This window comes from Nonomuraea sp. NPDC000554 (assembly GCF_040300065.1).
Classification (GTDB): Bacteria; Actinomycetota; Actinomycetes; order Streptosporangiales; family Streptosporangiaceae; genus Nonomuraea.
Genome location: NZ_JBEPDC010000021.1, coordinates 27,530 through 44,222, shown reverse-complemented (window position 1 = coordinate 44,222; position 16,693 = coordinate 27,530). Strand labels below are relative to the sequence as shown.

The window sequence follows — 16,693 nt, the reverse complement described above, 5'->3', positions numbered from 1 at the left end:
ATCGCCCCGCGAGACACGGGGGGAGAATCACTGTCACGCGTCGACTTGTGCTCAGGGCCTCAGGAGCAGGCCCAGAGCGATGATGCAGACGAACCACACCGCACCGGTGATGATGGTCAGGCGGTCGAGGTTGCGTTCCACCACGGAGGAACCACCGAAGTTCGACGAGAAACCGCCGCCGAACATGTCAGACAGGCCGCCACCCTTGCCCTTGTGGAGCAGGACGAGCAGGATCATGAGCGCGCTCGCCAGGATGAGGGCGATGGAGATGCCGATTTCCACGGTATGCCTGTTCCTTCAGTGCTCTGTTACGCGTGACGATTCAAACTTGCCTCTTGAGGGTACGGCCTGTTGTCAAATCGCACCCCCTGAACCGCTCAGTTAGCCAGACATCTCGGAAAACCGGCAGATCTTGACGAAGTCCCCGGCGTCGATGCTGGCACCGCCCACGAGCGCGCCGTCGACATCGGGCTGAGCCATGATCCCGGCGATGTTGCCTGACTTGACCGAGCCACCGTAAAGGATACGGATCGCCGAGGCCACTTCGGAGTCGTACAGCACCGCGAGTCGCTCACGCAACGCGCTGCACACCTCCTGGGCGTCCTCGGGGGTGGCCACCTCGCCGGTGCCGATCGCCCACACCGGTTCGTAGGCCACCACTATCGATTGTGCCTGGTCGGACGGCACCTTGCGCAACGCCGCCTCGAGTTGCGCCACGGTGTGAGCCACATGCTCGCCCGCCTGCCGCACCTCCAGCCCCTCGCCCACGCACAGGATCGGCGTGATCGAGTGCCGGTAGGCGGCCTGCACCTTGGCGTTGACCAGGTCGTCGTCCTCGTGGTGGTACTGCCGCCGCTCCGAGTGCCCGATCACCACGAACGTGCAGCCCAGCTTGGCCAGCAGGATGCCGGAGATGTCGCCGGTGTAGGCCCCGGCGTCGTGCTGGGAGAGGTCCTGGGCACCGTACTCGATGCGCAGCTTGTCGCCGTCGACCAGCGTCTGCACGCTGCGCAGGTCGGTGTACGGCGGCAGGACCGCGACCTCCACCTTGTCGAAGTCCTTGTCGTTGAGCGCGAAGGCCAGCTTCTGGACCAGCGCGATCGCCTCAAGGTGGTTGAGGTTCATCTTCCAGTTGCCGGCGATGAGCGGCTTCCTCACAGTCACCCCTCCAGGGCGGCGAGTCCGGGCAGGGACTTGCCCTCGAGATACTCGAGGCTCGCCCCGCCACCGGTGGAAATGTGCGAGAACCCGTCTTCAGGCAGGCCGAGCTGCCGTACGGCCGCCGCCGAGTCGCCGCCGCCGACCACGGTGAAGGCGTCGGAGGCGATCAGCGCCTCCGCCACCGCCCGGGTACCACCGGAGAACGCCTCGAACTCGAACACGCCCATGGGCCCGTTCCAGAAGACCGTGTGGGCGTCGGCCAGCTTGGTGGCGAACAGCTCGCGGCTGCGCGGGCCGAGGTCGAGCCCCTCGCGGTCGGCCGGGATGGCCGTGGCCTCGACCACCTCGTACGGCGCGTCGGCGGCGAAGTGGGTGGCCGCCAGCACGTCGACGGGCAGGACGAGCTCGACGCCGCGCTTGGCGGCCTCGTTGAGGAAGCCGCGCACCTGGTCGAGCTGGTCCTCCTGGAGCAGCGAGTTGCCCACCTCGTGGCCCTGGGCCTTCAGGAAGGTGTAGGCCATGCCGCCGCCGATCAGCAGCCGGTCGACCTTGGTCAGCAGGTTGGCGATGACGCCCAGCTTGTCGGAGACCTTGGCGCCGCCGAGCACGACCGCGTAGGGCCGCTCGGCTCCCTCCGTCAGCTTCCGCAGCACCTCGACCTCGGCCACGACCAGCCCGCCCGCCGCGTGCGGCAGCAGCTCGGGGACGTCGTAGACGCTGGCGTGCTTGCGGTGCACGGCGCCGAAGCCGTCGCCCACATACAGCTCGGCGAGCCCGGCCAGCTTCTCGGCGAACGCGCGGCGGGCGGCGTCGTCCTTGGACTCCTCCCCCGGCTCGAACCGCAGGTTCTCCAGCAGGGCGACCTGGCCCTCCTGGAGCGACTCCGCCGTGCTCTGGGCGCTCTGCCCGACGACGTCCTCGGCGAAGGCCACGTCGGCCTCGAGCAGCTCACCCAGCCTCCTGGCCACCGGCCGGAGCGAGTACTTGGGGTTCACCGCGCCCTTCGGACGCCCCAGGTGCGCGCAGACGATGACCTTCGCGCCCCGGCCGGCCAGGGCCTTGATCGTGGGCACGGACGCCCTGATGCGCCCGTCGTCGGTGATCGTCTCACCGTCGAGTGGGACGTTGAGGTCGGCGCGCACGAGCACGCGCCGGCCCTTCACGTCGAGATCGTCGATCGTGCGCATCAGAGGTCAGCGCCCACCAGCTGGATCAGGTCGGCGAGGCGGTTGGAGTAACCCCACTCGTTGTCGTACCAGCCGACGACCTTCACCTGGTTGCCGATGACCTTGGTCAGGCCGGCGTCGAAGATGCAGGAGGCCGGGTCGGTGACGATGTCGGAGGAGACGATCTCGTCCTCGGTGTAGGTCAGGATGCCCTTGAGCGGGCCCTCGGCGGCCGCCTTGACCGCGGCGTTGACCTCCTCGACCGTGACGTCGCGGCTGACGTCGATCGTGAGGTCGGTGGCCGAGCCGGTGGGGATCGGCACGCGCATCGCGAACCCGTCGAGCTTGCCCTTGAGCTGGGGCAGGACCAGGCCGATGGCCTTGGCGGCGCCGGTGGAGGTGGGCACCACGTTGAGCGCGGCGGCGCGGGCGCGGCGCAGGTCCTTGTGCGGGCCGTCCTGCAGGTTCTGGTCCTGGGTGTAGGCGTGGATGGTGGTCATCAGGCCCTTCTCGATGGTGAAGGTGTCATGCAGGACCTTCGCCATCGGGGCCAGGCAGTTGGTGGTGCAGGACGCGTTGGAGATGATCGTGTGGCTGGCCGGGTCGTAGGCGTCGTGGTTGACGCCCATCACGATCGTGACGTCCTCGTTCTTCGCCGGGGCGGAGATGATGACCTTCTTGGCGCCGTTCTCGGCGTGCACCTTGGCCTTGGCGGCGTCGGTGAACAGGCCCGTCGACTCGAGCACCACGTCGACACCGAGGTCGCCCCAGGGCAGCTTGCCCGGGTCGCGCTCCTCGAAGACCTTGATCGCCTTGCCGTCGACGGTGATCTCGTCGGTGGAGGCCTTCACCTCGTACGGCAGGCGGCCGAGGATGCTGTCGTACTTCAGCAGGTGCGCGAGCGTCGCGTTGTCGGTCAGGTCGTTGACCGCCACGATCTCGATGTCCTTGCCGCTGGCGGCGACCGCGCGCCAGAAGTTGCGACCGATGCGGCCGAAGCCGTTGACGCCTACGCGGATGCTCACGGTTACCGATCTCCTCGTACGTGATGGCGGGCTGAAACCTCACCCCGAACACTATCGGACCTAAATTGGTTTAGACCACGCCAGCCCCCGCCCAGCGTATCCCCATTCCGAAGGCATAATTTGTGCGGTTCGAGTAAAGTGCCCGACTCATCGGAGTAAATCCCGACATTCTCTGGGGGCTGAGATGTCACAACAGCGATCCGGCCTGCTCGCAGGCCTGATCATCGGCTTCTTCGCGGCGCTACTGGGCGCGGCGGGATTCGGCGCGGCGATCTACTTCAGTGCGCACCTGCCGCTGGAGGTCCGCCAGTTCGGCGACGCCGTGCCGCTCGGCGGCCTGATCAGCCTCGTGCTGGGCCTCGTCGTCGGCTTCGCGCTGTGGGCGGTGCGCCCCAGAAGTCTTGTCCTTCCCTTCGTGGCGGCCCTGTACGCCTGCGCGTCGCTGCTCCTGGGCTTCCTCGGCACCTTCGTCGCCTCGGCCCTGGACACGGGCGGCCCGATGGCCACGGCGGACGAGTTCCGCCGTGTCGTCACGTCCGAGGCCTCGGTCTTCTGGAGCGTTCTGAAGACCTCGTGGCGTTTCTGGCTGATGCTCGCACTCGCCGCCTGCCCAGCCTTCCTCCTCACGTTGCTGCGCGTCCTGCGGCTGCGCCGCCGTACCAAGCTCGAGGAGCCGACTCCGGACGAGGAACCCGCCGAGCCGGAGTACCGGGCCCCCTTCGAGCCCCTCAACGCGCCGACTCCCAACCGCCCGCCCACCGACCTCTTCACCCCGAGAACCCCCCAGCAGTAACCAGCGACACCGCCGACACACCGTTCGCGGCGTCCCGGCCACCGGGTCGGTGTCCGAGGCGCCGGGTCGGTGTCCGAGGCGCCGGGTCGGCGAGCAGCGCGACGGCGGGCCCCGGCGCGACCGGACGGCGGCCGACCGCATCCACGGAACGCGGCCAAGGACGCGATACGTCACGGCGAGCACCCCGTGAGCCTTCACGACCGGCCATGACAGACACCCGCCCACGTCGGCGAGTGCGCGCCCAGCCCGCCTGCCGTACAGGAACGTACGCATCAACCCGGCAGACGGCCCAGCCAGGCATCCCAGCCGAGCAGACGGCCGCGCCGGACACCCCAGCCAGGCAGGCGGCCAGGCCAGGCATCCCGCGCGTGCCGCCAGAACGGCGCGCACACCGACACGGAGGCCGGTCAGGGGGCGAGCATGTCCACGGTGAGGTTGGCCTCGGTGTTGGGGATGCCCAGGTCGGTGGCCCGCTTGTCGGCCATGGCGAGCAACCGCCGGATGCGTCCGGCGATGGCGTCCTTGGTCAGCGGCGGGTCGGCGATCTGCCCCAGTTCTTCCAGAGACGCCTGCTTGTGCTCCACGCGCAGCCGCCCGGCGATCACCAGATGGTCGGGCGCCTCATCCCCGAGGATCTCCAGCGCCCGCTGCACCCGCGCCCCGGCCGCGACGGCGGCCCGCGCGGACCTGCGCAGGTTGGCGTCGTCGAAGTTGGCCAGCCGGTTCGCGGTGGCCCGCACCTCGCGGCGCATCCGCCGCTCCTCCCAGGCCAGGACGCTGTCGTGCGCGCCCAGCCGGGTGAGCAGGGCGCTGATCGCGTCGCCGTCGCGGACCACGACCCGGTCGACGCCGCGCACCTCGCGGGCCTTCGCGTGGATCTTGAGCCGCCGCGCGGAGCCGACCAGCGCCAGCGCCGCTTCCGGCCCCGGGCAGGTCACCTCCAGCGACATCGACCGCCCCGGCTCGGTCAGCGACCCGTGGGCGAGGAACGCGCCGCGCCAGGCGGCTTCGGCGTCGCAGGCGGCCCCCGCCACCACCTGACGGGGCAGGCCGCGCACGGGCCGCCCGTGGTTGTCGATCAGACCCGTCTGGCGGGCGAGCGCCTCGCCGTCGCGGTAGACGCGCACGACGTACCGCGACCCCTTACGCAGCCCGGCCGGCGCCAAGACGAGGACCTCCGCCTTGTGGCCGAACACCTCGCCGATGTCCTTGATCAACCGTCGTGCGGTGGCGTTGGTGTCGAGCTCGGCCTCGATCACGATGCGCCCGCCCACGAGGTGCAGGCCGCTCGCGAACCGCAGCAGCGTGGACACCTCCGCCTTGCGGCAGCAGGGCTTGAGCACGGGCAGTCGGCTCAGCTCGTCCTTCACCACACCCGTCATCGCCATAAGCGTTAGTCCTCCCCCATTCAGACCGGCTCTCAGCAGTCTCTCGCACCTTTGCGCCGCGCCGACCAGGATCAACGCTTCTGGAGGAAAATCTCGTCCAGGACGGAGGCAAGACGTCGTGGGTCATGCCTGGGGGACCCGTCACGGGCGGCCACGTCCGCCATGACCAGCCGCCCGCCGATCGCCGTGGCGGCCTTCTCCAGCGCGTCGCGGTCGTCCACCACGCCGGTGTCGGCAAGGATGACATCCACCGAAAAATCGGGGGCGTGTTGCCTGAGCACCTCCAGGTGCTGCTGCGGGGAGAAGTCGTCCGTCTCGCCGGGTTGCGGCGCGAGGTTCAGCGTGACGAGCCGCCTGGCACGGGACGCGTGCAGCGCCCTGGCCAGCTCGGGCACCTTCAGATGCGGCAACACGCTGGTGAACCACGACCCCGGCCCGAACACCAGCCAGTCGGCGTCGAGCACGGCCTTGACGGCCTCGGGCCGCGCGGGCGGGTCTTCCGGCACCAGTGAGATGGCCTGCACCCGCCCGGGCGTCAGCGCGCACGCCACCTGCCCGCGCACGGTCGAGGTGACGCCGTCGAGCTCCACCTCGGCCACGATGTCGAGCGGCACGGACGCCATCGGCAGCACCCGCCCCTGCGCCCCGAGCAGCCGCCCCACCCAGTCGAGGCCCGCCACCGGGTCGCCGAGCAGCTCCCACAACGCCACGATCAGCAGGTTGCCGACGGCGTGCCCGTGCAGCTCGCCTTCGCTCCTGAACCGATGCTGGACGACCTCGCTCCAGGTGCTGCCCCACTCGTCGTCGCCGCACAGCGCGGCCAGCGCCATCCGCAGGTCGCCGGGAGGCAGGACGCCCAGCTCGCGTCGCAACCGTCCGCTGGACCCCCCGTCGTCGGCCACGGTCACGACGGCGGTCAGCGCGTCAGTGACCGAGCGCAGAGCCGACAGCGACGCATACAGCCCGTGCCCGCCGCCGAGCGCCACCACGCGCGGCCCGCGCGCCCACCGGGCCGCCCGGGCCGCCTCGGCGGCCACCACCCCGCCGGAGGCCTTTACCGGACACGCTTCGCCTGGGTCTTCGTGCTCATCGGTCACTCCCGGCCCACATCCCGGTGACCCACCTGGACCTCCATACCGCGATCACGCAGCCTGGCGGCGACCTGCTCGGCCATGGCGACGCTGCGGTGCTTGCCGCCCGTGCACCCCACGGCCAGCGTCGCGTAGCTCTTGCCCTCGCGCGCGTACCCGGCGGCCACCACCTGCAGGACCTCCTCGTACGCGTCGAGGAACTCCTTGGCGCCCGGCTGGCCCAGGACGTACTCGCGGACGGGCGCTTCCAGCCCGTTCATCGGCCGCAGTTCGGGCACCCAGTGCGGGTTCGGCAGGAAACGGCAGTCGACCACCAGGTCGGCGTCGACCGGGAGGCCGTACTTGAAGCCGAACGACACCACGTTCAGCCGCAGCCCCGGCCGGTCCTCACCGCCGAAGTAGGCGACGATCTTGTTGCGGAGCTCGTGCACGTTGTGCGAGGAGGTGTCGATGACCAGGTCGGCGTTGGCCCGCACCTCGCGCAGGATGCCGCGCTCGCGGGTGATGCCGTCGACCAGCCTGCCCTCACCCTGCAGCGGGTGCGGACGGCGGACGTTCTCGAAGCGCCGCACCAGCTCCTCGTCGCTGGCCTCGAGGAACACCACGCGCACCCGCACGCCGCGCCCTTCCAGCTCCTCGATGGCGGCGTTCAGGTCGGTGGTGAAGGCCAGGCTCCGCACGTCGACGACGGCGGCCACCTTGTCGGCGGCCAGCTTGACCCTGCCCGCCTCCTCGGCCATGGCGAACAGCAGCCCGGGCGGCAGGTTGTCGATGACGAACCAGCCCAGGTCCTCGAGCGCCTTGGCCGCGGTGCTGCGCCCGGCCCCCGACATGCCGGTGACGATGACGAACGCCGGCTCCGTGCTCATTGCCTCACTCCGTTCGGCGCCTCGGTCGCTGAGATCTGGCGCCCTCCCTCATCACTCAAGACGCTCCGCCCCCTGCGTTCCACGGCTCCGACACCGGCGCTCCCTTGCGGGACCTTCACGGTGACTCCCCCTTCAGCGTGGACACGATCACCTCGGCGATCGACGGACCGATGCCCTGGACCTCACAGATCTCGGCGGCCGTGGCCTCTCGCAGCTTCTTGACAGAGCCGAAGTGCTTGAGCAGCGCCTGCCTGCGCGCCGGGCCGAGGCCGGGCACGCTGTCGAGCGCGCTCTCCTTCACGGTCTTGGACCTCTTCGAACGATGGTAGGTGATGGCGAACCTGTGCGCCTCATCCCTCACCCGTTGCAGCAGGTAGAGCCCCTCACTTGAACGAGGCATGATGACCGGCTGGTCATCGCCCGGCAGCCACACCTCTTCCAGCCGCTTGGCCAGCCCGCACACCGAGACGTCGTCGATGCCGAGTTCGTCGAGCGCCCGCTGGGCGGCCGCCGCCTGAGGGCCGGCGCCGTCGACCACGACCAGGTTGGGTGGGTACGCGAACTTGCGTGGCTTGCCTGTCTCGGGGTCGATGGGCCCGTGGGAGTCGTCGTCGGGGGCCAGTTCGCCGGTGGCCGAGCGTTCCTCCAGGTAGCGCCGGAAGCGCCGGGTGATGACCTCGTGGATCGAGGCGACGTCGCCTTCCTTGGTCTTGACAGCGAAGCGGCGGTACTCGCTCTTGCGGGCCAGGCCGTCCTCGAAGACCACCATCGAGGCCACCACGTTCTCGCCCTGCAGGTGGGAGACGTCGTAGCACTCGATGCGCAGCGGCGCCTGGTCGAGGTCGAGGGCGTCGGCGATCTCCTGCAGCGCCTTGCTGCGGGTGGTCAGGTCGCTGGCACGGCGGATCTTGTGCTGTGCGAGCGACTCCTTGGCGTTGCGCTCGACGGTCTCCATCAGCGACCTCTTGTCGCCGCGCTGCGGCACCCGCACCTCGACCCGGGCCTGGCGCTGCTCGGACAGCAGCTCGGCGACGGCCTCGGCGTCGGGCGGCAGGGCGGGCACGAGCACCTCGCGGGGCATCGACTCGGGCCCCGCCTCGCCGTACATCTGCAGGAGGAACTGCTCGACAAGCTCCCCCGGCGTGGTCTCCTCGACCTTGTCGACCACCCACCCGCGCTGGCCGCGGATCCGCCCGCCGCGCACGTAGAAGACCTGGACGGCGGCCTCGAGCGGGTCCTCGGCCAGCGCGATCACGTCGGCGTCGGTGCCTTCGCCGAGCACCACGGCCTGCTTCTCCAGCGCCCGCTGGAGCGCCTGGATGTCGTCGCGGAGCCTGGCGGCGCGCTCGTACTCCTGCTCGCCTGCGGCCTCGCGCATCTCCTTTTCCAGCCGCTTGATGAAGCGGCTGGTGTTGCCCGCCATGAAGTCGCAGAAATCCTCAGCGAGCGCGCGGTGCTCTTCGGGGGTGACCCGGCCGACACACGGGGCCGAGCATTTGTCGATGTAGCCGAGCAGGCACGGACGGCCGATCTGCCCTGCCCGCTTGAACACGCCCGCGCTGCACGTGCGGACGGGGAAGACCCGCAGCAGCAGGTCGACGGTCTCGCGGATGGCCCACGCGTGGGAGTAGGGCCCGAAGTAGCGCGTGCCCTTCCGCTTGGCGCCGCGCATGACCTGGACGCGCGGGAAGTCCTCGCCCATGGTGACGGCGAGGTACGGGTAGGACTTGTCGTCGCGGTACTTGACGTTGAAGCGCGGGTCGTACTCCTTGATCCAGGAGTACTCCAGCTGAAGCGCCTCGACCTCGGTGCCGACAACCGTCCAGTCGACGTCGGCGGCCGTGGTCAGCATCGACTGGGTGCGCGGGTGCAGGGCGGAGAAGTCAGCGAAGTAGGAGTTGAGCCGCTGGCGCAGGCTCTTGGCTTTGCCGACGTAGATCACGCGACCGTGCGAGTCGCGGAACCGGTAGACCCCCGGGGACTCGGGAATCGACCCCGGTCTGGGCCGGAAGCTCAAGGGACTGCCCGCTGATCTCGCCACGCCCAAAGCCTAGTAGGCCGCACCGACAAGCTGACCCGCCGACCACCCAACCCCGCGGAGCAACCGTCCCACCGACCGACCTCACGAAACCCGCCGACCACCCAGAACCCAACAGAGCCGACCACCCAACCCCACGGACAGGCCGGCCGCCGCCCGTCCCAGCCGCACCGCGGCCGGTCCACACGGCGGCCGCCTGCGACGCGACCGGCCCGGACGGCGGGGCCACGGGTCAGGCGAGCGTGATCTGGTCGCCCTCCACCTTGATCTGCTTCTCTGCGAGCGGCTGCTTCGCGGGCCCGTTGGCCACCGAGCCGTCGGCGATGTTGAACTTGCTGCCGTGGCACGGGCAGTCGATCGTCCCGTTCGAGACGTTTGCGACCGTGCACCCCTGGTGCGTGCAGATCGCGGTGAACGCCTTGAACTCGCCCGACTTGGGCTGCGTCACCACGACCTTCTGGTCCTTGAACACGGTTCCGCCGCCGACGGGGATGTCGGAGGTCTTGCCCAGCCCGCCACCCGCCGGCGCGCCGGACTCGTTGGCCGGGGGCTGGGCGCTGGCCGAGCTGTCGCTGCTGCCGCCACAGGCGGTCAGCGCCAGCGTCAGGCCACCCACGCCCACGCCCGCGATCACCGCCCTGCGGCTCTGAAGGTCATCTCCCATGGGACTACCCAAGCGCACGCAGGTGAAAAATTGATGAAAGACCGCTAAGCCAGGGAGATCTTGCCGTCGGCGACCTTGATCTTCTTCTCCGCGAGCGGCTCGGAGGCGGGTCCGTTGGCCACGGAGCCGTCCGCGATCTTGAACTTGCTGCCGTGGCAGGGGCAGTTGATCGTCCCGTTCGAGACGCTTGCGACCGTGCACCCCTGATGGGTGCAGATCGCGGTGAACGCCTTGAACTCACCGTCTGTGGGCTGGGTGACGACCACCTTCTCGCTCTCGAAGACCTTCCCGCCGCCCTTGGGGATGTCGGCGGTCTCGGCGAGCGCCTTGGCCTCCTTCGCCTTCTTCTTCGGCGCCGCGGACGACGGCTCGTCTGCTGCGGGCTCCTGGCTCGCCTGAGTCGTCGCCGTGCCGTAGCCCGAGCACGCGGTGAGCACAGCCGCCAGCCCGGTGCCTCCGGCTCCGAGCACCACCGCCCGGCGCGTCGCTTCTGTCATGGTTGCGTCCTCCCAGGTCTCTGCTCTCACTACAGGTACGGCCGGCGCCGCCGCACCGGTTCAGCGTTCCTTAGGCCAAAACCCGGGACCACGCATCATTACCGGTTCACACCACGACGATGCCGTCGCCCTCGACCTTCACCTGGTAGGCCGTCAGCGGCGCGGACGCCGGGCCCTTCACGGCCTTGCCATCGGCGGCGGAGAACTCGCTGCCGTGGCACGGGCAGGTCATGACGCCCTCCTTGGGCGAGCCGACCGCGCAGCCACGGTGGGTGCAGACCGCGCTGTACGCCTTGTAGACGCCTTCCGAGGGCTGGGTGACCACGATCTTCCACTTCTGCACGACCACGCCGCCGCCCACCGGCACGTCGGCCGTCTTGGCGATGACCTGCCCCTTGATGCCGGGGACCGCTGCCGCCTGCCCCTCACCCGACGCGCCGCAGCCGGCGAGCGCCAGGCCGCACGCCGCGACCCCGGCCGCCCCCAGTGCCTCGCGCCGGCCGATTCCGGGCATGGCGAAGCCCCGCTCCGTTACCGTCACTTTCCCCGACCCTTCCCCGTCGTCCCTGACCTTGTGCTGGCCAGGCCGTTACCGTTCCTTCACCTTATTGGCGGCACCCGTCGGTCCCGTCAGCGGGTGGTAGGTGAGCGGTCAGCGACGGCGGCCAGGCTGCGCGCATGACTGATACCGCGCAACGCCCGCAATCGTCCTCGCACGCACGGTCTCGCCGGCGCTGGTGGCGGCGTCCCTGGGTGGCGCCGCCGGCCGTGGTGGCGGTGGTGTTCGTCGCGTTCTCGCTCCCGCCGTACGTGTCGTTCGACCCCGCCCTGTCGCGGGTGCCCGCGCCGGACTTCTTCCCGCCGCACTACGTGGTGCTCTCCTTGCACGTGCTCTTCGGGACGGTGGCGATGCTCACCTGCTGCCTGCAGATCTGGCCGTGGTTCCGCCGGCGCCACCCCAGGGTGCACCGGCTGGTCGGCCGGGTGTACGTGTTCGGCGGCTGCCTGCCCGGCGGGCTGCTCGGCCTGACGGTGGGCCTGGCCACGCCGTTCGGCCACGTCGCGCGGGCCAGCCACGTGGTGCTCGCGCTGCTCTGGCTGGGCTGCACGTTCGCCGGGTGGCGGATGGCCAGGCAGCGCCGCTTCGTGGACCACCGCCGCTGGATGGTGCGCAGCTTCGCCCTCACCATGTCGATCGTCTCGAACCGGATCTGGAGCACGGTGTGGGTCATCACCCTCGCCCCGGAGGTGGAGACGACCTTCCACGGGGACGAGGCGCTGTTCGCCGCGACCGTCGCCAGCCTCTCGGCGTGGCTCGGCTGGGTGCTGCCGCTGCTGTTCGCCGAGTGGTGGCTGGAGCGCGGAGACGCCGCCAAGCGCCGCCGCGCCCACCTCGCCCGTGCCACACCCGGCCCACAGGACCAGCCCGCCTGACGAGCGGAGTCTGATCGGTGACGCCTTGATTCCCGGACGGGGATCAGGGCGCCGGTGTGTCAGAGCTCCAGGATCTTGCGCAGGAACCGCCCGGTGTGGCTGTCGTCGACCAGGGCCACGTCCTCGGGGGTTCCGGCGGCGACCAGGGTGCCGCCCCGGGAGCCGCCCTCGGGCCCCATGTCGATGACCCAGTCGGAGGTCTTGATGACGTCGAGGTTGTGCTCGATGACGATCACCGTGTTGCCGCCGTCGACCAGCCTGCCGAGCACGCCGAGCAGCCTGCGGATGTCCTCGAAGTGCAGGCCGGTGGTCGGCTCGTCGAGGACGTAGATCGTCCGGCCGGTCTGCCGGCGCTGCAGTTCGGAGGCGAGCTTGACGCGCTGCGCCTCGCCGCCGGAGAGCGTGGTGGCGGGCTGCCCGAGCCGCACGTACCCGAGGCCGACGTCGTGCAGGGTCTGCAGGTGCCGCTTGATCGCGGGGATCGCGTCGAAGAAGCCCAGCGCCTCCTCGATCGGCATGTCGAGGACCTCGGAGATCGTCCGGCCCTTGTAGTGGACCTCCAGCGTCTCGCGGTTGTAGCGGGCGCCGTGGCAGACCTCGCACGGGACGTACACGTCCGGCAGGAAGTTCATCTCGATCTTGATCGTGCCGTCGCCCGCGCACGCCTCGCAGCGCCCGCCCTTGACGTTGAAGCTGAACCGCCCGGGCTGGTAGCCGCGGACCTTCGCCTCGGTGGTGGCCGCGAACAGCTTGCGGATGTGGTCGAACACGCCTGTGTAGGTGGCCGGGTTGGACCGCGGGGTGCGGCCGATCGGCGACTGGTCGACGTGGACCACCTTGTCGACCAGGTCGATCCCGTTGATGCGGGAGTGGCGCCCCGGCACCGTGCGCGCGCCGTTGAGCTCCTTGGCCAGCGCGTTGTAGAGGATGTCGTTGACCAGCGTGGATTTGCCGGACCCCGACACGCCGGTGACGGCGGTGAACACGCCGAGCGGGAAGTCGATGTCGACGCCCTTGAGGTTGTGCTCGCGCGCGCCCTTCACGGTGATCTGCCGCTTCCTGTCGCGCTTGCGGCGCTTGGCGGGGATCGGGATGCTCCGGCGCCCGGACAGGTACTGCCCGGTCATCGACTCCTCACTGGCCAGCAGTTCCTGGACGGTGCCGGAGACGACGACCTGACCGCCGTGCTCGCCCGCGCCGGGGCCGATGTCGACCACCCAGTCGGCGGCGGCGATGGTGTCCTCGTCGTGCTCGACCACGATCAGCGTGTTGCCCATGTCACGCAGCCTGATCAGCGTGTCGAGCAGCCGCATGTTGTCGCGCTGGTGCAGGCCGATCGACGGCTCGTCGAGCACGTACAGCACGCCGACCAGGCCGGACCCGATCTGGGTGGCCAGCCTGATGCGCTGCGCCTCGCCACCCGCCAGGGTCGCGGCGGCTCGGTCCATGGTCAGGTAGTCGAGGCCGACGTCGAGCAGGAAGCCCATGCGGGCGTTGATCTCCTTGACCACCCGCTCGGCGATCTGCATGTCGCGGTCGGACAGCTTGAGCGCGGCCAGGAACTTCGCGCACTCGCCGATCGACATGGCGGCCACGTCGGCGATCGACTTGTCGGCGACCGTGACGGCCAGCGTGACCGGCTTGAGCCTGGCCCCCTTGCAGGCGGGGCAGGGGATCTCGCGCATGTAGCCCTCGAACCGCTCGCGGGTCGAGTCACTCTCGGCTTCGGCGTGCCTGCGCTGCACCCACGCGATGACGCCCTCGTAGGTGGTGTAGTAGGAGCGCTGGCGGCCGTAGCGGTTGCTGTAGCGGACGTGGACCTGCTCGTCGTGGCCGTACAGCAGCGCCTTCTGCGCCTTCCTGGCCAGCTTCTCCCACGGCGTGTCGAGGGTGAAGCCCATGGCGTGGCCCAGCGCCTCGATCAGCCTGACGAAGTACTCGCTCGTGTGCCCGCCCGACCAGGGGTGCAGCGCGCCCTCGCCGAGAGCCCGCTCGGGGTCGGGGACGACGAGGTCGGGGTCGACCTCCATCTTGGTGCCGAGGCCGGTGCACTCGGGGCAGGCGCCGAACGGCGAGTTGAACGAGAACGAGCGCGGCTCCAACTCCTCGAACGACAGGTCGTCGTAGGGGCAGTAGAGGTGCTCGGAGTAGAACCGCTCGCGGCCTGGGTCGTCTTCCGGCAGGTCGACGAACTCCAGCGTGATGGTGCCGCCGGACAGCTGCAGCGCGGTCTCGACCGAGTCGGTGAGCCTGCGCCGCGCCGACTCCTTGACCGACAGGCGGTCGACGATGACCTCGATGTCGTGCTTCTCGTACTTCTTCAGCGTCGGCGGCTCCTCCAGCCGCACGACCGTGCCGTCGACCCTGGCCCTGGCGAAGCCCTTGGTCTGCAGCTCGCGGAAGAGCTCGGCGTACTCGCCCTTGCGCCCCCTGATGACGGGGGCCAGGACCTGGAACCGGGTGCCCTCGTCGAGGTCCATCACGCGGTCGACGATCTGCTGCGGGGTCTGCCTGGCGATCGGGCGAGCGCACACGGGGCAGTGCGGCTTGCCGATGCGCGCCCACAACAGCCGCAGGTAGTCGTAGACCTCCGTGATCGTGCCGACCGTGGAGCGGGGGTTCTTGCTGGTGGCCTTCTGGTCGATCGACACCGCGGGTGACAGGCCCTCGATGAAGTCGACGTCGGGCTTGTCCATCTGGCCGAGGAACTGACGGGCGTACGCGGACAGGGACTCGACGTAGCGACGCTGCCCCTCGGCGAAGATCGTGTCGAAGGCCAGGCTCGACTTGCCCGAGCCGGACAGGCCGGTGAAGACGATCAGCGAGTCTCGCGGTAGGTCCAGCGAGACGTCCTTGAGGTTGTGCTCTCGTGCACCACGCACGATCAGGCGGTCTGCCACGGCGATCCCGGATGTCAAAAAGGCGGATAGGTCCACGGGGGATGGTAGACGGGGGCTCCGACAATTTCGGCGGCCCGCGTTCCTGCCCCCGAAAATCCGTCCCTCCCAGGTTACGGCCTGCTCCCACCCAGGCAGGAGGCCTTTAGCTGTGAACCTCGTGACCTGCCGTTTTATGCCCCGCCGCCGGCCCGCGACCAAGGATGGTGAAATATCGCCACATGACAGTCCTTCCCGCGCTGCAGGCCGAGCTGGCCGCCGCGACCGACCGACTGCTGGCCACCACGGCGGGCCTGTCCGACGACGACGTCGCCGCCCCCTCCCGTCTGCCCGGCTGGAGCAGGGGCCACGTGCTCGCCCACGTGGCCAGGAACGCCGACAGCCACATCCGTCTGCTGACCTGGGCGAAGACCGGCGTCAAGACTCCTCAGTACCCGACGGCCGAGTCCAGGGAGGCCGAGATCGAGGCCCAGGCGGCCCGTCCCGCCGCCGAGCACCTGGCCGACCTGCGCGACAGCGCCGCCCGCCTGGACGCGGCCGTCCGCGACCTGCCCGAGCAGGCGTGGCGGGCCTCGGTGGCCGGCATGCGCCCGCCGGACCACCCCGCCTGGTACTGCCTGGTCCGGCGGCTGCGTGAAGTGGGCATGCACCACGTGGACCTCGGCGCGGGCTACGGCCCCTCCGACTGGCCCGAGGCGTTCGTCCTGCGGGAGCTGCACGACTGCGCGGCCACCTGGCCGCGCGAGAACAGCCCGATCAGGAGCTTCCGGCTGTCCGGAGCGGAGTGGAAAGTCGGCGAGGACGGCCCATCGGTCGAGGGCGCTCCGGCCGACATGCTCGCCTGGTTGACGGGAAGGTCCGGCGGCGAGGGGGTTAGGCTGGTGCCCGAGGGGCGGACGATGACACCGGGCCCCGCGGCCCTCCCGGCGCCGCCACCGTGGCTGATCGTGACCGCCCCCGCTGACCTGCCCGCGACGCCTCCAGAGGACTACCCATGACCTACACCGGTGACGTCCAGGTCGGCGGTCCCGCCGACGTCCGTGAGCTGCCCAAGCTGACGATCAACAAGCTGGCCGTCGGGCCGTACGACAACAACGCCTACCTGCTGCGCTGCGTCGAGACCGGCGACGGGCTGCTCATCGACGCGGCAGCCGACGCCGACCGGCTGCTGGCCCTGGTCACCGACCAGCCGCTCAGCTCGATCGTCACCACCCACCAGCACGGCGACCACTGGCAGGCGCTCGAGCAGGTGGCCAAGGTGACCGGCGCCCAGGTGCTCGCGCACCCGCTCGACGCGCCCGCGCTGCCGGTCCCGGTCGACCGCACGGTGGAGCACGGCGACCGGATCACCGTGGGAACGGTCACGCTGGAGGTCATCCACCTGCGCGGCCACACGCCCGGCTCGATCGCGCTGCTCTACGACGGCGGAGGCGCCGAGCAGCACCTGTTCACCGGCGACTCGCTCTTCCCCGGCGGCGTGGGCAACACGCAGAAGGACCCCGAGCGCTTCACCCGGCTCTACACGGACGTGGTCGAGCGGATCTTCGACCGGCTGCCCGACGAGACCTGGGTGTATCCGGGCCACGGCAAGGACACCACGCTGCGCGCCGAGCGTCCGCACCTGGGGGAATGGCGGGCCAGAGGCTGGTGACCCCGGCCGCGCCGACACG

16 protein-coding genes are annotated in these 16,693 nt (G+C 70.1%); 4 read left to right on the top strand and 12 right to left on the bottom strand.

Translation table 11 applies throughout. The features are described from left to right. Nucleotides 1-51: 51 nt before the first annotated feature. The 4 genes from secG to gap all read right to left on the bottom strand — a co-directional run bounded on the left by secG (nt 52) and on the right by gap (nt 3,352). Nucleotides 52-282 carry a preprotein translocase subunit SecG gene (gene secG, locus ABT294_RS33485; protein WP_350810314.1) on the bottom strand — a complete coding sequence of 77 codons (231 nt, stop codon included), beginning with the start codon at nt 280-282 and terminating at the stop codon, nt 52-54. Between the two features lie 99 nt (nt 283-381). Beyond that, on the bottom strand, nt 382-1,164 hold the full coding sequence (gene tpiA, locus ABT294_RS33480; protein ID WP_350810313.1) for a triose-phosphate isomerase: 783 nt from the start codon (nt 1,162-1,164) through the stop codon (nt 382-384). Further along, nucleotides 1,161-2,348: a phosphoglycerate kinase gene (locus ABT294_RS33475; protein ID WP_350810312.1), complete on the bottom strand. Its 1,188-nt coding sequence runs from the start codon at nt 2,346-2,348 to the stop codon at nt 1,161-1,163. The genes tpiA and ABT294_RS33475 overlap by 4 nt, the downstream gene beginning before the upstream one ends. Continuing rightward, complete coding sequence (gap, locus tag ABT294_RS33470; RefSeq protein ID WP_350810311.1) at nt 2,348-3,352, bottom strand: type I glyceraldehyde-3-phosphate dehydrogenase; 1,005 nt, start codon at nt 3,350-3,352, stop codon at nt 2,348-2,350. The genes ABT294_RS33475 and gap overlap by 1 nt, the downstream gene beginning before the upstream one ends. 184 nt (nt 3,353-3,536) lie before the next feature. Here gap and ABT294_RS33465 point away from each other — a divergent pair, with 184 nt between their 5' ends. Further along, a complete protein-coding gene (locus ABT294_RS33465) occupies nt 3,537-4,145 on the top strand; it encodes a hypothetical protein (protein WP_350810310.1) in 609 nt (202 codons plus the stop codon). A 407-nt stretch (nt 4,146-4,552) separates the two neighbouring features. Here the strand turns inward: ABT294_RS33465 and whiA are convergent, their stop codons facing one another. The 7 genes from whiA to ABT294_RS33430 form a co-directional block, all read right to left on the bottom strand. Then, nucleotides 4,553-5,533 carry a DNA-binding protein WhiA gene (whiA, locus tag ABT294_RS33460; RefSeq protein WP_350810309.1) on the bottom strand — a complete coding sequence of 327 codons (981 nt, stop codon included), beginning with the start codon at nt 5,531-5,533 and terminating at the stop codon, nt 4,553-4,555. A gap of 71 nt (nt 5,534-5,604) precedes the next feature. Beyond that, nucleotides 5,605-6,573, bottom strand: a complete 969-nt coding sequence (locus tag ABT294_RS33455; RefSeq protein WP_502912186.1) for a gluconeogenesis factor YvcK family protein — start codon at nt 6,571-6,573, stop codon at nt 5,605-5,607. Nucleotides 6,574-6,626: 53 nt separating this feature from the next. Further along, the gene (rapZ, locus tag ABT294_RS33450) at nt 6,627-7,493 is read right to left on the bottom strand and encodes an RNase adapter RapZ (RefSeq protein WP_350810308.1); all 867 of its coding nucleotides are present in this window, start codon (nt 7,491-7,493) and stop codon (nt 6,627-6,629) included. Nucleotides 7,494-7,608: 115 nt separating this feature from the next. Then, nucleotides 7,609-9,510, bottom strand: a complete 1,902-nt coding sequence (gene uvrC, locus ABT294_RS33445) for an excinuclease ABC subunit UvrC (protein ID WP_350810465.1) — start codon at nt 9,508-9,510, stop codon at nt 7,609-7,611. Between the two features lie 253 nt (nt 9,511-9,763). Continuing rightward, nucleotides 9,764-10,195 (bottom strand): Rieske (2Fe-2S) protein, encoded by a 432-nt coding sequence (locus ABT294_RS33440; protein ID WP_350810307.1) that lies wholly within the window; start codon nt 10,193-10,195, stop codon nt 9,764-9,766. A gap of 44 nt (nt 10,196-10,239) precedes the next feature. Beyond that, entirely contained in the window at nt 10,240-10,692 is a 453-nt protein-coding gene (locus tag ABT294_RS33435) for a Rieske (2Fe-2S) protein (RefSeq protein WP_350810306.1), read from the bottom strand. 106 nt (nt 10,693-10,798) lie between these two features. Next, complete coding sequence (locus ABT294_RS33430) at nt 10,799-11,233, bottom strand: Rieske (2Fe-2S) protein (RefSeq protein ID WP_350810305.1); 435 nt, start codon at nt 11,231-11,233, stop codon at nt 10,799-10,801. A 137-nt stretch (nt 11,234-11,370) separates the two neighbouring features. Between ABT294_RS33430 and ABT294_RS33425 the strand changes: the two genes are divergently transcribed. Then, nucleotides 11,371-12,126: a DUF2306 domain-containing protein gene (locus ABT294_RS33425; RefSeq protein WP_350810304.1), complete on the top strand. Its 756-nt coding sequence runs from the start codon at nt 11,371-11,373 to the stop codon at nt 12,124-12,126. A gap of 59 nt (nt 12,127-12,185) precedes the next feature. Here the strand turns inward: ABT294_RS33425 and uvrA are convergent, their stop codons facing one another. Beyond that, complete coding sequence (gene uvrA, locus ABT294_RS33420; RefSeq protein WP_350810303.1) at nt 12,186-15,026, bottom strand: excinuclease ABC subunit UvrA; 2,841 nt, start codon at nt 15,024-15,026, stop codon at nt 12,186-12,188. A gap of 218 nt (nt 15,027-15,244) precedes the next feature. Between uvrA and ABT294_RS33415 the strand changes: the two genes are divergently transcribed. Both ABT294_RS33415 and ABT294_RS33410 read left to right on the top strand, forming a co-directional pair. Continuing rightward, the gene (locus tag ABT294_RS33415; protein WP_350810302.1) at nt 15,245-16,021 is read left to right on the top strand and encodes a maleylpyruvate isomerase family mycothiol-dependent enzyme; all 777 of its coding nucleotides are present in this window, start codon (nt 15,245-15,247) and stop codon (nt 16,019-16,021) included. After that, nucleotides 16,018-16,674, top strand: a complete 657-nt coding sequence (locus ABT294_RS33410) for an MBL fold metallo-hydrolase (protein WP_350810301.1) — start codon at nt 16,018-16,020, stop codon at nt 16,672-16,674. Before ABT294_RS33415 ends, ABT294_RS33410 begins: the two co-directional genes overlap by 4 nt. The last annotated feature ends 19 nt before the right edge of the window (nt 16,675-16,693 follow it).

Coding starts and splice junctions, on each gene's coding strand:
- ABT294_RS33475 (WP_350810312.1), bottom strand. CDS start 2,348: ATGCGCACGATCGACGATCTCGACGTGAAGGGCCGGCGCGTGCTCGTG.
- ABT294_RS33465 (WP_350810310.1), top strand. CDS start 3,537: ATGTCACAACAGCGATCCGGCCTGCTCGCAGGCCTGATCATCGGCTTC.
- whiA (WP_350810309.1), bottom strand. CDS start 5,533: ATGGCGATGACGGGTGTGGTGAAGGACGAGCTGAGCCGACTGCCCGTG.
- rapZ (WP_350810308.1), bottom strand. CDS start 7,493: ATGAGCACGGAGCCGGCGTTCGTCATCGTCACCGGCATGTCGGGGGCC.
- ABT294_RS33440 (WP_350810307.1), bottom strand. CDS start 10,195: ATGGGAGATGACCTTCAGAGCCGCAGGGCGGTGATCGCGGGCGTGGGC.
- ABT294_RS33435 (WP_350810306.1), bottom strand. CDS start 10,692: ATGACAGAAGCGACGCGCCGGGCGGTGGTGCTCGGAGCCGGAGGCACC.
- ABT294_RS33425 (WP_350810304.1), top strand. CDS start 11,371: ATGACTGATACCGCGCAACGCCCGCAATCGTCCTCGCACGCACGGTCT.
- ABT294_RS33415 (WP_350810302.1), top strand. CDS start 15,245: ATGACAGTCCTTCCCGCGCTGCAGGCCGAGCTGGCCGCCGCGACCGAC.
- ABT294_RS33410 (WP_350810301.1), top strand. CDS start 16,018: ATGACCTACACCGGTGACGTCCAGGTCGGCGGTCCCGCCGACGTCCGT.